Source organism: Pseudomonas sp. GW821-FHT01E10, assembly GCF_059422365.1.
Genome location: NZ_JBWKWT010000011.1, coordinates 149,237 through 161,968, shown reverse-complemented (window position 1 = coordinate 161,968; position 12,732 = coordinate 149,237). Strand labels below are relative to the sequence as shown.

Here is a 12,732-nt window from a genome sequence, read left to right as displayed (position 1 = left end):
TTATTTATCGCTTTCGGTCAACGTAAAGAATGAAGCCAGGTTCTCGTTCTATAAAAGAAGCAGATCTGGATCAGACTTCGTCGGGGCTGCGCAGGTTGGTTACCTGAATACGCTGTTCGCGGCGCTGTTCCTTTTGCGAAGGCATCTCGGCGCGGTAAACGCCTTGATCGCCAACGACCCAGGAAAGTGGGCGACGCTCCTGGCCAATCGACTCCTGCAACAGCATCAAGCCTTGCAGAAAAGCTTCAGGGCGGGGTGGGCAGCCAGGCACGTAGACGTCCACGGGCAGGAACTTGTCCACCCCTTGAACGACGGAGTAGATGTCGTACATGCCACCGGAGTTGGCGCACGAACCCATGGAAATGACCCATTTAGGTTCGAGCATCTGCTCGTAGAGACGCTGAATGATCGGCGCCATCTTGATGAAGCAGGTACCGGCGATAACCATGAAATCCGCCTGACGCGGCGATGCCCGGATTACCTCGGCGCCAAAGCGCGCGATGTCGTGGGGCGCCGTGAAGGCGGTGGTCATTTCCACGTAGCAGCACGAAAGACCGAAGTTATACGGCCACAGGGAGTTCTTGCGCCCCCAGTTGATCGTGCCGTTGAGCACGTCTTCGAGCTTGCCCATGAAAATGTTTTTGTGAACTTGATCTTCTAACGGATCGGAAACGGTTTCCCGTTGGCCAATCGGATACTGCTCGTTAGGAGCATCGGGGTCGATCCTGGTGAGATTGTATTGCATTGCCAAAGCCTCATTGTTTCAGCTTCGCTTGCCGCTTAAGACGAGCTGCCGGAGCCCAGTCAAGGGCGCCCACTCGAAATAGGTAGACAAGACCTGCCAACAGAATTGCTATGAAAACGAGAGCTTCGACGAATCCGGTCCAGCCGCTTTCGCGGACGGACACAGACCAGGCAAAGAGAAAGAGGGCTTCGATATCGAAGATCACGAAGAGCATCGCGACCAGATAGAATTTGGCTGAGAGCCGCAAGCGGGCGCCACCTGTAGGTAGCATGCCGGACTCGAACGGTTCGTTTTTGCTGCGGCCCCAGGCTTTTGACCCGAGGAGGCTGGAGACGCCGAGCATGAAGGCGCAAAGGCCGCCGACACCCAGAAGGAAAATGGCAAAGCCCCAGTTGTGGGCCATGAGTCCGGTCGCTTCGGGCATGCTGGTAATCCTTAACAGAGAGCAAAGGTCTCTGAGCTTGATAAAGAAATAAGGCAGTGACGATATGTCGCAGCAATCAATCCCGCTGATTTTATGGCTAAACACCCTGCAAGTAAAATTCCTATAGCGAAATTATTTATTGGAATAAGGACATGGCGCATCTCCAAAGCCCTGCAGCCCATACGGTTCGGGCATTAGCGGGGGTTTTGTCAAATATGTTTTGTAGGGAATGTAACGAACATAGTTTTCGCTAAATGATAATCAATGTTATTTGGTGTGGTTTTCAAACTGTTTAGCGAGCAGCGGTTTGGGAAGTTGTCTTATATGCGCGTTACTGCAAGTAGCGCGCGGGGTGGTTTTACCTTTTTTTCCTGATCGTGAAACTGCTCTGGATCAAGGTTTTTCCCTGCACCCGCTCCTACAGAGGGGGAGAATCGCAGGCAAAAAAACGCCCCGAACCAGTCGGGGCGTCAGATGAGCGGCTTTGCGGTTAGCTTTTTATTCGGTCCGCAAGGGCCGTTTGTTTAAGCGAAGCAGATCAGTGGAACTGTTCTTCTTCGGTCGAGCCGGTCAGTGCGGTTACCGAAGACGTGCCACCCTGGATCACGGTGGTCATGTCGTCGAAGTAGCCGGTGCCCACTTCCTGCTGGTGAGCCACGAAGGTGTAGCCCTTGGCGGCGTCAGCGAACTCTTGCTCTTGCAGCTTCACGTAGGCAGTCATGTCGTTGCGGGCGTAGTCGTGTGCCAGGTTGAACATGCTGTGCCACATGTTGTGAATGCCGGCCAGGGTGATGAACTGGTGCTTGTAACCCATGGCGGACAGTTCGCGCTGGAACTTGGCGATGGTCGCGTCGTCCAGGTTTTTCTTCCAGTTGAAGGAAGGCGAGCAGTTGTATGACAGCAGTTGGTCCGGGTATTCCTTTTTGATCGCTTCGGCGAAGCGACGGGCTTCGTCCAGATCCGGCTTGGCGGTTTCGCACCAGATCAGGTCGGCGTACGGCGCGTAGGCCAGGCCGCGAGCGATGGCCTGGTCGAGACCGGCGCGAACCTTGTAGAAGCCTTCCTGGGTACGGGTGCCGGTCACGAATGGCTGGTCGTACGGGTCGCAGTCGGACGTCAGCAGGTCAGCAGCGTTGGCGTCGGTACGGGCCAGGATAATGGTCGGTACGCCGGCGACGTCGGCTGCCAGACGAGCAGCGGTCAGCTTCTGCACGGCTTCCTGGGTCGGAACCAGTACCTTGCCGCCCATGTGGCCGCATTTTTTCACGGAGGCCAGTTGGTCTTCGAAGTGAACGCCGGCGGCGCCTGCTTCGATCATGCTTTTCATCAGCTCGTAAGCGTTCAGCACGCCGCCGAAACCGGCTTCAGCGTCAGCCACGATCGGGGCGAAGTAGTCGATGTAGCCTTCGTCGCCCGGGTTCTTGCCAGCTTTCCACTGGATCTGGTCAGCGCGACGGAACGAGTTGTTGATGCGCTTGACCACGGTTGGAACCGAATCCACCGGGTACAGCGACTGGTCCGGGTACATCGATTCGGCGGAGTTGTTATCCGCAGCCACTTGCCAGCCCGACAGGTAGATCGCCTGGATGCCGGCCTTGACTTGCTGTACCGCCTGGCCACCGGTCAGGGCGCCCATGCAGTTGACGAAATCTTTCTCAGGACGGAAGGACGGCTTGGCGCCCTGGGTCACCAGGTTCCAGAGCTTCTCGGCGCCCATTTTTGCAAAGGTGTGCTCAGGTTGAACCGAGCCACGCAGACGGACGACGTCAGCAGCGGAGTAATTGCGCTTCACGCCTTTCCAGCGTGGGTTTTCAGCCCAGTCTTTTTCGAGGGCTGCAATTTGCTGTTCGCGTGTCAGTGCCATGGAGATAAACCTCGTCGCGTCTTTAATCGAAAATGGTTCTGGGTGAACAATTCCTGCGTGCCAAATACGCTCATTCAGTTGGGGGCGTACATGGCTGCTCGCTGACCAGAAGCTTAGGCGGTCAAGTCGGGTTCGGCGGGGATGGCGACGGGATGAACGATGGGCTCGAGGGGGAGGTGAGCAGGTAAGGGCGAACTGGCGAGCGCATTCGGGCGTCGTGGGCCTTGGTGCGAACTTCAGTGTGGAGCCGGGTTACCTAATTACGCTTCCGTCCCTCGGGACAACTTCGTTCCAGTCGGCAACCTCGTCAAACACACCTTGTGGGCGGTACAGACACGAATCGGCTCGCGGGGTAGGGTGCGAACAGCGACTCGAAAGCCCTTGCCAGGGCCTCTGATTAGCGGGAGCGAGGCCATCATGCCTTTGCTTTTTTGGCTCGTCAAACGTTTTGTAGTGCTTTTTTTCAAGCACTACATCTTTGGTCTAATACGACTAATCAGTCAGTTTTTGGTGCTTTAGTCCAAGGTGTCGACTTTCACCCGTAAAGTCATGTCATCCCGGCCCTGAGTCGAGTAGCTGCGGGTCAGGCCCTGTTTGTCGGCCTGAGTCTGACGATTCACGCCGGCCAGGGTGATCCACTCGCCCAGTCGACCGCTGACAGTTGTGTCGGTACTTTGCACGTTCACTACATCGGGACGTTCCTGGCTCATCCGGTCACGGTTGGTGCTGATAGCCAGGTGAACGATGTTGCCGGTGACGCTGGCGGTGACGTAGAAACCCTGGGTGACATTGCGGTATTCGGTCTGGCTGCGCAGGTCGCCATAGCCGTCAGTCTGAGTGCTGGTGAGCGGCACGCTTTGGCCGACCTGGATTAGCGCCGGTGCGCCTTCGCTGGCCTGAATCTGCTGGATACCGCCTTCACGGCTGTCGGTGCTGCGATTGATGATGCGGGTTTGATTCGGTGCGGCACCGTTGACCGAGTAGCCCTGATCGCCCTGAAAGTTGTTTTCGTTGGTGTCGACGGTGATCAGTAAGCGTTTGGGGGCGGTGTCGAGTTGCGCGAGGAAGGTCTTGAGTTCATCGATCTTGTCGGGCTCGGCGTTGACGATCAGCTGGTTGCCGTAGGCGCTGACCTTGCCGTCCTTGCCGATGAAGTTCTGCGCTACTGGCAGCAGGTCGGCGCTGGTGCGGTAATTCAGGGGCACGATCTCGGTGGCGGCCATGACCGAAAAACTGCAGGTCAGCAGCAGCGTGGTGAGCAGGGTGCGTAGGGACATGTCCGTTTCTCCGCAAATCAAAGGTTTGATATTGCCAGTTTGTCGGCCCGGCGTGGTGCGAGTTGAATCACAGACAGCAAAACGCCCCGGCATCCGAGAATGGCGGGGCGTTTTGTGGAGTTCTTGATGGCTTTTGTGGCGAGGGAGCTTGCTCCCGCTGGGGCGCGAAGCGGCCCCAAAATTATCAGGGCTGCTGCGCAGCCCAACGGGGGCAAGCCCCCTCGCCACAGGGAATCAAGTCGAGTGACGCACCATGTCCACATGCGGAATCCCGGCTTCCAGGAATTCCTCACTGACCATGCTGAAGCCCAGGCGCTCATAGAACGCCGTGGCTTGCACTTGCGCGCTCAGCATCTGCTGCTTCAGTCCGCGCTTCTCGGCTTCACCGATCACCGCTTGCATCAGCGCATCGCCAACCTTCATGCCGCGCCAGTCTTTGAGCACCGATACCCGGCCGATGTGGCCATCGGGCAACAGGCGGGCGGTGCCGATCGGAAAGTCGCCTTCGAAGGCCAGGAAATGCACCGCCGTGGCGTCATCGGCATCCCATTCCAGTTCAGGAGGAACGGATTGCTCGGCGACGAATACTGCCTCACGAATGCGCCGGATCTCGGCGTTGTCCTTTTGCCAGTCTGCGACACGTACGTGAATCTTATTCATCGGCAAACCCCAGGCTGCCCTGCTTGACCAGTTCACACAGCAGGCCACGGCCGTCTTCGTCGCTCAGCCATGAGCCGAGGTTATCGACATGCAGGGCGTCGGCGGCGCAGATCATTTTCAACAGCTCGCGCAGCTTGCCCGGCAGGTAGCGGCTCTGGCCGCTGGCGAACAGCAGCAGGTCGTCGTCGACTTCCGACCAGGCCAGACGCGCACTCGGGTTGCGGATCAGCACGGCACCTTCTTCGAGAGCGCTGAGGAAGTCTTGCTCTTCGACTTCTTCCGGGCCGACCACCAGTTCCGGGTAGCGCGGCTCGGTCATGAACTGGCCGAACCAGGTCAGCAGCAGGCGCTCGTCGCTCATGTGCTCGGCCAGCAGGCTTTTGAGGCGATCAAGGGCATCGTGCTGGATCTGATGAGGATCGACCGCCGGCAGGGCGTCGGCGTCGGTGTAGCGCTCTTCGTCCGACAGGAACTGGCTGAGGAAGTCGGTGAAGTGGGTCAGCACTTCAGCGGCGCTCGGGGCGCGGAAACCGACTGAGTAGGTCATACAGTCGTCGACAGCCACGCCACAGTGAGCCAGGCGCGGCGGCAGGTAGAGCATGTCGCCCGGTTCCAGTACCCACTCATCGGTGGCTTCGAATTCGGCGAGGATGCGCAGGTCCGCGTGCTGCAGCAGCGGGCTCTCGGTGTCGCACATCTGGCCGATTTTCCAGTTGCGCTTGCCGTGGCCTTGCAGCAGGAACACGTCGTAGTTATCGAAGTGCGGGCCGACGCTGCCACCTGGGGCGGCGAAGCTGATCATCACGTCGTCGACGCGCCAGCTCGGCAGGAAGCGGAAGTTTTCCAGCAGTTCGGCGACTTCCGGCACGAATTGGTCGACGGCTTGCACCAGCAGGGTCCATTCGCGTTCCGGCAGTTTGCTGAATTCGTCTTCGGCGAACGGGCCGCGGCGCAATTCCCAAGGGCGCTCACCGTGCTCGATCACCAGGCGCGATTCGACTTCTTCTTCCAGCGCCAGGCCGGCCAGTTCGTCGGCGTCGATCGGGCTTTCGAAATCAGGAATCGCCTGACGGATCAGCAGGGGTTTTTTCTGCCAGTAGTCGCGCAGGAATTCCCGTGCCGTGATGCCGCCCAGAAGTTGAAGAGGAATGTCAGGATTCATGTGTAACCTATTGAAAAAATGCACTTTTCAGACGGGAATAAAAACGCCCGGCGGCGCCGGGCGTCTCAAACGGGTAGAGCGGTCGATCAGATGCGTTTGGCTTGTGCTACAGCGTTGCCGATGTAGTTGGCCGGGGTGAGCAGTTTCAGCTCAGCCTTGGCGGCGGCTGGCATGTCCAGGCCGTCGATGAAAGTTTGCAGTGCTTCAGGGCTGATGCCCTTGCCGCGCGTCAGCTCTTTGAGCTTCTCGTACGGGTTTTCGATGTTGTAGCGACGCATCACGGTCTGGATCGGCTCGGCCAATACTTCCCAGCAAGCGTCCAGGTCGGCGGCAATCTTTTGCTCGTTGAGCTCCAGTTTGCTGATGCCTTTGAGGCTGGCTTCGTACGCGATCACGCTGTGGGCGAAGCCGACACCGAGGTTGCGCAGCACGGTGGAGTCGGTCAGGTCGCGCTGCCAGCGGGAGATTGGCAGTTTGCTCGCCAGGTGCTGGAACAGTGCGTTGGCGATGCCCAGGTTGCCTTCGGAGTTTTCGAAGTCGATCGGGTTGACCTTGTGCGGCATGGTCGACGAACCGATTTCGCCAGCGATGGTGCGCTGTTTGAAATAACCCAGGGAGATGTAGCCCCAGATGTCGCGGTCGAAGTCGATCAGGATGGTGTTGAAGCGCGCGATCGCGTCGAACAGCTCGGCGATGTAGTCGTGCGGTTCGATCTGCGTGGTGTACGGGTTGAAGCCCAGGCCCAGCTCGTCTTCGATGAAGGCGCGGGCGTTGGCTTCCCAGTCGATCTCAGGGTAGGCCGACAGGTGAGCGTTGTAGTTGCCGACGGCGCCGTTGATCTTGCCCAGCAGCGGAACGGCGGCGACTTGGGCGATTTGACGCTCCAGGCGGTAAATCACGTTCGCCAGCTCTTTGCCCAGGGTGGTCGGCGATGCCGGTTGGCCGTGGGTGCGCGACAGCATCGGCACTTCAGCGAAACGGAGGGCCAGTTCGCGGATGGCGTTGGCGGTCTGGCGCATCAGCGGCAGCATCACGTCATCACGGCCTTCACGCAGCATCAGGGCGTGGGACAGGTTGTTGATGTCCTCGCTGGTGCAGGCAAAGTGGATGAACTCGCTGACCTTGGCCAGTTCCGGCAGCTTGGCCGCCTGCTCTTTGAGCAGGTATTCAATGGCTTTGACGTCGTGGTTGGTGGTGCGCTCGATCTCTTTGACACGCTCGGCGTGCTCCAGAGAGAAGTTTTCCGCCAGGGTGTTCAACACAGCGTTGGCTTCGGCGGAGAACGCCGGCACTTCGCTGATGGCAGGGTGAGCGGCCAGGCGCTGGAGCCAGCGCACTTCAACCAGAACGCGAGCACGGATCAGGCCGTATTCGCTGAAAATTGGGCGCAGGGCCTGGGTTTTGCCGGCGTAGCGGCCGTCAACAGGGGAAACCGCAGTGAGCGAAGAGAGCTGCATGGGGTGTTCTCGGACAGTCGGGCAACGAAATGGGGCGCGTATCATACATGAAAAATATCCGCCGGTCCGTTGCCAACTGACCGGCGTATTACGCGTTACTGACTACAAAACGGTATTGCAGGCGCGGTTCAGCTGCTGCGCATCAGCGGGTAAAGCTCTTTAAGCAACTTGCGTCGGCTGATCACCAACTGCCAGCGATGACCGCCCAACTGCCGCCACAGGCGTGCCGAACGAATCCCGGCCAGCAACAGTGCGCGGATTTTCGAGGCATTGCTCGGTTGCTGCAGGTTGCGCATGTCGCCATGCACCTGAATCCGTTGGCGCAAGGTGCTCAGGGTGTCCTGGTACAGCGCACCGCAAGCGGCGATCACGTTTTCGTGGGCCGGGCCAAAGTGTTCGACCTGGGACTGAATCTGCGGCAGGCGTTTGCCGATCACGTCCAGCATGTCATTGCGCTTGGCCAATTGGCGCTCCAGTCCCAGCATCGCCAGGGCGTAGCGCAGCGGTTCGCGCTGAAGGGTGCTGGGATCGCGTTCCAGGGCGCCGATCAATGCGCGATAGCCTTCGCGCAAATTGATGTCGTCGCCGCCATACACTTCCAGAGTGTCCTTGGGGTCGCGAATCAACAGGCTGCCGAGCATGCAAGTCAGGCCGGCTTCGTTGGTCTGCCCGGTCTTGGCTATCTTGTCGACCAGCACGGCGGCGAGAAACACGCCGCCCAGGGCCGTCAGTTGCTCCTGAGTCGGGCTCATGAATGGTCCTTGCTGGTCCAGGGTTCGGCCACTTCGATCACGCCGCCGCCGAGGCAGATTTCACCGTCGTAGAACACCACGGATTGGCCCGGAGTGACCGCGCGTTGCGGGTCATCAAAGGTGGCGCGGTAGCCGGTGGCGGTCTTCTCCAGGGTGCAAGGCTGGTCGCTCTGGCGATAACGCACTTTGGCGGTCAGCCTGCGCGGCTCGGTCAAGTCGATCGGGTTGACCCAATAGATGTCCGAGGCGAGCAGGGCGCGGGAGAACAGCTGCGGGTGGGCATTGCCCTGGCCAACGATCAGCTCGTTGTGTTCCAGGTCCTTGATCAATACGTACCACGGTTCTTCACCGGCGTCTTTCAGGCCGCCGATGCCCAGGCCCTGGCGCTGGCCGATGGTGTGATACATCAGGCCATGGTGGCGGCCGATGACTTCACCGTCGGTGGTCTTGATCTCGCCGGGCTGTGCCGGCAGGTATTGCTTGAGGAAGTCGCTGAAGCGGCGTTCGCCGATGAAGCAGATTCCGGTGGAGTCCTTTTTCTTCGCGGTGGCCAGGTCGTGTTTCTCGGCAATTGCGCGGACTTCGGGTTTTTCCAGCTCGCCGACCGGGAACAGGGTCTTGGCGATCTGTTCGCCGCCGACGGCGTGCAGGAAGTAGCTCTGGTCCTTGTTCGGATCCAGGCCCTTGAGCAATTCGGTGCGACCATCGATGTCGCGGCGACGCACGTAGTGGCCGGTGGCGATCAGGTCGGCGCCGAGCATCATGGCGTAGTCGAGGAACGCCTTGAACTTGATCTCGCGGTTGCACAGGATGTCCGGGTTCGGCGTGCGGCCGGCCTTGTATTCGGCCAGGAAGTGCTCGAACACGTTGTCCCAGTACTCGGCGGCGAAGTTGGCGGTGTGCAGCTTGATGCCAATCTTGTCGCAAACGGCCTGCGCGTCCGCCAGGTCATCCATGGCGGTGCAGTATTCCGTTCCGTCGTCTTCTTCCCAGTTCTTCATGAACAGGCCTTCCACCTCATAGCCTTGCTCGATCAGCAGGAGAGCGGAAACGGAAGAGTCCACGCCGCCGGACATACCGACAATGACGCGCTTCTTTTGTGTGGCAGAAGGGGCTGGATCACGCATAGGGATTTAATGAGTGTCTTGAAAAAGGACGCGATTCTAGCAGGCTCAAGCCTGCAAGGCTAAAGAGAAGGGCGGATCAGCTCGAGGCTGAAGTGTTTACCGTCCAGATAATCATCGATGCAGCGGATGATCAGCTCACTGCGCCAGTTTGCGCGCTGTTGCAGCAGTTCGTCACGCGTCAGCCATTTTGCGCCGACAATACCGTCGTCCAATTGATAGTCGGGATGGTGTTTCAGCGCTTTGGCGGTGAAGCAGACGCGTTGATAGGTCACTCCGTTGCTCGGGGCGGTGTAGAGGTAAATGCCTATTACGCCGGTTGGCTCGACGTCCCAGCCGGTTTCTTCGAGGGTTTCGCGTACGGCAGCCTCGATCAGGGTTTCGTCCGGGTCCAGATGACCGGCGGGCTGATTGAGCACCGTTCGTCCGTGTTTGGATTCTTCGACCATCAGGAAGCGACCGTTGTCTTCGACGATGGTGGCGACGGTGATGTGGGGTAGCCAATCCATGAAATGTCCTCGATGTTGAATTTGAAGCGCTTTCCCTGTGGGGGGCGGTGTTCACATTTGAATGCTGTCAACGCTGAAAGCACAAACCCCGGCGCATGGCCGGGGTTTGTGATGTTCCCTTACAACCTTAAACCAACGCAGCAATCGCAGCGTTGAAGGTTGCGCTCGGGCGCATGGCCTTGCTGATCAGCTCGGCATTGGCGTGGTAGTAACCGCCGATGTCCACTGGCTTGCCCTGAACGGCGTTGAGCTCGGCAACGATGGTTGCTTCGTTCGCGGTCAGGGTTTTGGCCAGTTCGCCAAACTGCGCTTGCAGTGCAGCGTCTTCGGTCTGGGCGGCCAGGGCTTGAGCCCAGTACAGTGCCAGGTAGAAGTGGCTGCCGCGGTTGTCGATGTTGCCGACTTTACGCGATGGCGACTTGTTGTTGTCCAGGAACTGGCCAGTGGCCTGATCCAGGGTCTTGGCCAGCACCAGCGCTTTAGGGTTGTTGTACGTCACACCCAGATGCTCAAGGGAGGCGGCCAGGGCCAGGAACTCGCCCAGGGAGTCCCAGCGCAGGAAGTTTTCTTCCAGCAGCTGTTGAACGTGCTTCGGTGCCGAACCGCCAGCGCCGGTTTCGAACAGACCGCCGCCATTCATCAGCGGAACGATCGACAGCATCTTGGCGCTGGTGCCCAGTTCCATGATCGGGAACAGGTCAGTCAGGTAGTCGCGCAATACGTTGCCGGTCACCGAAATGGTGTCGAGGCCGGAGCGAGTGCGCTCCAGGGTGAACTTCATCGCGTCGACTGGCGACATGATGCGGATGTCCAGGCCGGAAGTGTCGTGATCCTTCAGGTAGGCCTGAACTTTCTCGATCACTACGCCGTCGTGGGCGCGCATTGGGTCCAGCCAGAAAATCGCTGGAGTGCTGCTTGCGCGAGCACGGTTGACGGCCAGTTTGACCCAGTCCTGGATCGGCGCGTCTTTGGTCTGGCACATGCGGAAGATGTCGCCGGCTTCAACCGACTGTTCCAGCAGCAGGGTGCCTTTGCTGTCGGTGACACGAACAACGCCGTTGGCCTTGATCTGGAACGTCTTGTCGTGCGAGCCGTACTCTTCGGCTTTTTTCGCCATCAGGCCAACGTTCGGCACGCTGCCCATGGTGGTCGGATCGAAGGCGCCGTTTGCCTTGCAGTCTTCGATCACCGCCTGGTAGATGGTGGCGTAGCAGCGATCCGGGATCACCGCTTTGGTGTCGTGCAACTGGCCGTCGGTGCCCCACATTTTGCCGGAGTCACGGATCATGGCCGGCATCGAGGCGTCGACGATGACATCGCTCGGCACGTGCAGGTTGGTGATGCCTTTGTCGGAGTTGACCATGGCCAACGATGGGCGAACGGCATAAACCGCCTGGATGTCCGCTTCGATCTGCGCTTGTTGCTCGGCAGGCAAGGCCTTGATGCGAGCGTACAGGTCGCCGATGCCGTTGTTCAGGTTGAAGCCGATCTGCGCCAGCACGTCAGCGTGTTTGGCCAGTGCGTCTTTATAGAACTCGGCAACGATCTGGCCGAACATGATCGGGTCGGAGACCTTCATCATGGTGGCTTTGAGGTGAACCGACAGCAGCACGCCTTTGGCCTTGGCGTCTTCGATCTCGGCTGCGATGAAGCTGCGCAGCGCGTTTTTGCTCATGACCGCGCAATCGAGGATCTCACCGGCTTGTACGGTGGTTTTTTCTTTCAGGACGGTGGTGGTGCCGTCTTGAGCGATCAGTTCGATTTTAACGGCGTCAGCGGCGTCAATCAGGGCAGCTTTTTCGCTGCCGTAGAAATCGCCGGTGCTCATGTGGGCTACGTGGGACTTGGAGTCCTTGGCCCAGGCGCCCATTTTGTGCGGGTGCTTGCGCGCATAGTTCTTGACCGACAGCGGTGCACGACGATCGGAGTTGCCTTCGCGCAGAACCGGGTTTACGGCGCTGCCCTTGATCTTGTCGTAGCGGGCCTTGGCTTCTTTGTCGGCGTCGCTGGTCACGGTTTCCGGGTAGTCCGGCAGTGCATAGCCCTGGGCTTGCAACTCTTTGATCGCGGCCTGCAGTTGCGGAACCGAAGCGCTGATGTTCGGTAGCTTGATGATGTTGGCTTCAGGTGTAACGGCCAGGTCGCCCAGTTCGGCGAGGTGGTCGGCTACCGCTTTGTCACCCAATTGCTCGGGGAAGCTGGCCAGGATGCGCCCTGCAAGAGAGATATCGCGGGTTTCAACGGCGATATCAGCGGAGGCGGTGAAGGCCTCTACGATAGGCAACAGTGAATAGGTGGCGAGGGCTGGGGCTTCGTCGGTGAAGGTATAGATGATCTTCGAGCGGGTGGGCATATTCGGATTAACTCTCTCTTCTTTGCTAAAGCGTGCATAGAAACTCGAGGGGCGCCGGGTAAGCGCGTTCGTTCAAAGTCATCCATGAGCCGAATGTCGAGGTTTCTTTGCGGTGATGTTGGGTGCATCGGTCGAGCGTCAAGCGGGTGGACTGCGGTAACAATCCTGCTTTTCCGGGCCCAGAGTCTCGGCTACATTTCCAGTGGCAGAGAGGTCGGCCGTCGTGACTCTGTGGTCAGCGGCGGCATTATACATAGGTAGCTGGCAATCTGCCGATGGTTCATATGCAACGATTCTCGTCCATTGGTCTAAAGGTCGCAGGCAGGCGTGGGGAGTAGCCTTGTATGGTGTGCTTGAGTTTGGCGCTTTTCCCTTTACTTTCAGGCTTGTACGTCACGAACTGTG

The 12,732-nt window shown here is 59.0% G+C and carries 11 protein-coding genes; all 11 read right to left on the bottom strand.

Going from position 1 to position 12,732, the window contains the following annotated elements; genetic code table 11:
- Nucleotides 1-70: 70 nt before the first annotated feature.
- The 11 genes from AC07V0_RS20015 to AC07V0_RS19965 all read right to left on the bottom strand — a co-directional run bounded on the left by AC07V0_RS20015 (nt 71) and on the right by AC07V0_RS19965 (nt 12,327).
- On the bottom strand, nt 71-745 hold the full coding sequence (locus tag AC07V0_RS20015) for a NuoB/complex I 20 kDa subunit family protein (RefSeq protein WP_007940869.1): 675 nt from the start codon (nt 743-745) through the stop codon (nt 71-73).
- Nucleotides 746-755: 10 nt separating this feature from the next.
- Nucleotides 756-1,169, bottom strand: coding sequence for an NADH-quinone oxidoreductase subunit A (locus AC07V0_RS20010; RefSeq protein WP_007940868.1), 414 nt, complete (start codon nt 1,167-1,169; stop codon nt 756-758).
- Between the two features lie 538 nt (nt 1,170-1,707).
- The gene (gene aceA / locus AC07V0_RS20005) at nt 1,708-3,033 is read right to left on the bottom strand and encodes an isocitrate lyase (RefSeq protein ID WP_018925513.1); all 1,326 of its coding nucleotides are present in this window, start codon (nt 3,031-3,033) and stop codon (nt 1,708-1,710) included.
- Nucleotides 3,034-3,548: 515 nt separating this feature from the next.
- Nucleotides 3,549-4,310: a secretin N-terminal domain-containing protein gene (locus tag AC07V0_RS20000; RefSeq protein WP_018925515.1), complete on the bottom strand. Its 762-nt coding sequence runs from the start codon at nt 4,308-4,310 to the stop codon at nt 3,549-3,551.
- 234 nt (nt 4,311-4,544) lie between these two features.
- Nucleotides 4,545-4,970 carry a GNAT family N-acetyltransferase gene (locus tag AC07V0_RS19995; protein WP_019580080.1) on the bottom strand — a complete coding sequence of 142 codons (426 nt, stop codon included), beginning with the start codon at nt 4,968-4,970 and terminating at the stop codon, nt 4,545-4,547.
- A complete protein-coding gene (locus tag AC07V0_RS19990) occupies nt 4,963-6,132 on the bottom strand; it encodes a ribosomal protein uL16 3-hydroxylase (protein WP_018925517.1) in 1,170 nt (389 codons plus the stop codon). Before AC07V0_RS19990 ends, AC07V0_RS19995 begins: the two co-directional genes overlap by 8 nt.
- Before the next feature lie 86 nt (nt 6,133-6,218).
- Entirely contained in the window at nt 6,219-7,589 is a 1,371-nt protein-coding gene (gene purB / locus AC07V0_RS19985) for an adenylosuccinate lyase (RefSeq protein ID WP_086944986.1), read from the bottom strand.
- Between the two features lie 128 nt (nt 7,590-7,717).
- A complete protein-coding gene (gene hflD / locus AC07V0_RS19980; RefSeq protein WP_007940860.1) occupies nt 7,718-8,341 on the bottom strand; it encodes a high frequency lysogenization protein HflD in 624 nt (207 codons plus the stop codon).
- Nucleotides 8,338-9,468, bottom strand: a complete 1,131-nt coding sequence (gene mnmA, locus AC07V0_RS19975; RefSeq protein WP_026286365.1) for a tRNA 2-thiouridine(34) synthase MnmA — start codon at nt 9,466-9,468, stop codon at nt 8,338-8,340. Before mnmA ends, hflD begins: the two co-directional genes overlap by 4 nt.
- A gap of 59 nt (nt 9,469-9,527) precedes the next feature.
- Entirely contained in the window at nt 9,528-9,974 is a 447-nt protein-coding gene (locus AC07V0_RS19970; RefSeq protein WP_018925520.1) for an NUDIX hydrolase, read from the bottom strand.
- A 127-nt stretch (nt 9,975-10,101) separates the two neighbouring features.
- The gene (locus AC07V0_RS19965; RefSeq protein WP_018925521.1) at nt 10,102-12,327 is read right to left on the bottom strand and encodes an NADP-dependent isocitrate dehydrogenase; all 2,226 of its coding nucleotides are present in this window, start codon (nt 12,325-12,327) and stop codon (nt 10,102-10,104) included.
- Between the last annotated feature and the right edge of the window lie 405 nt (nt 12,328-12,732).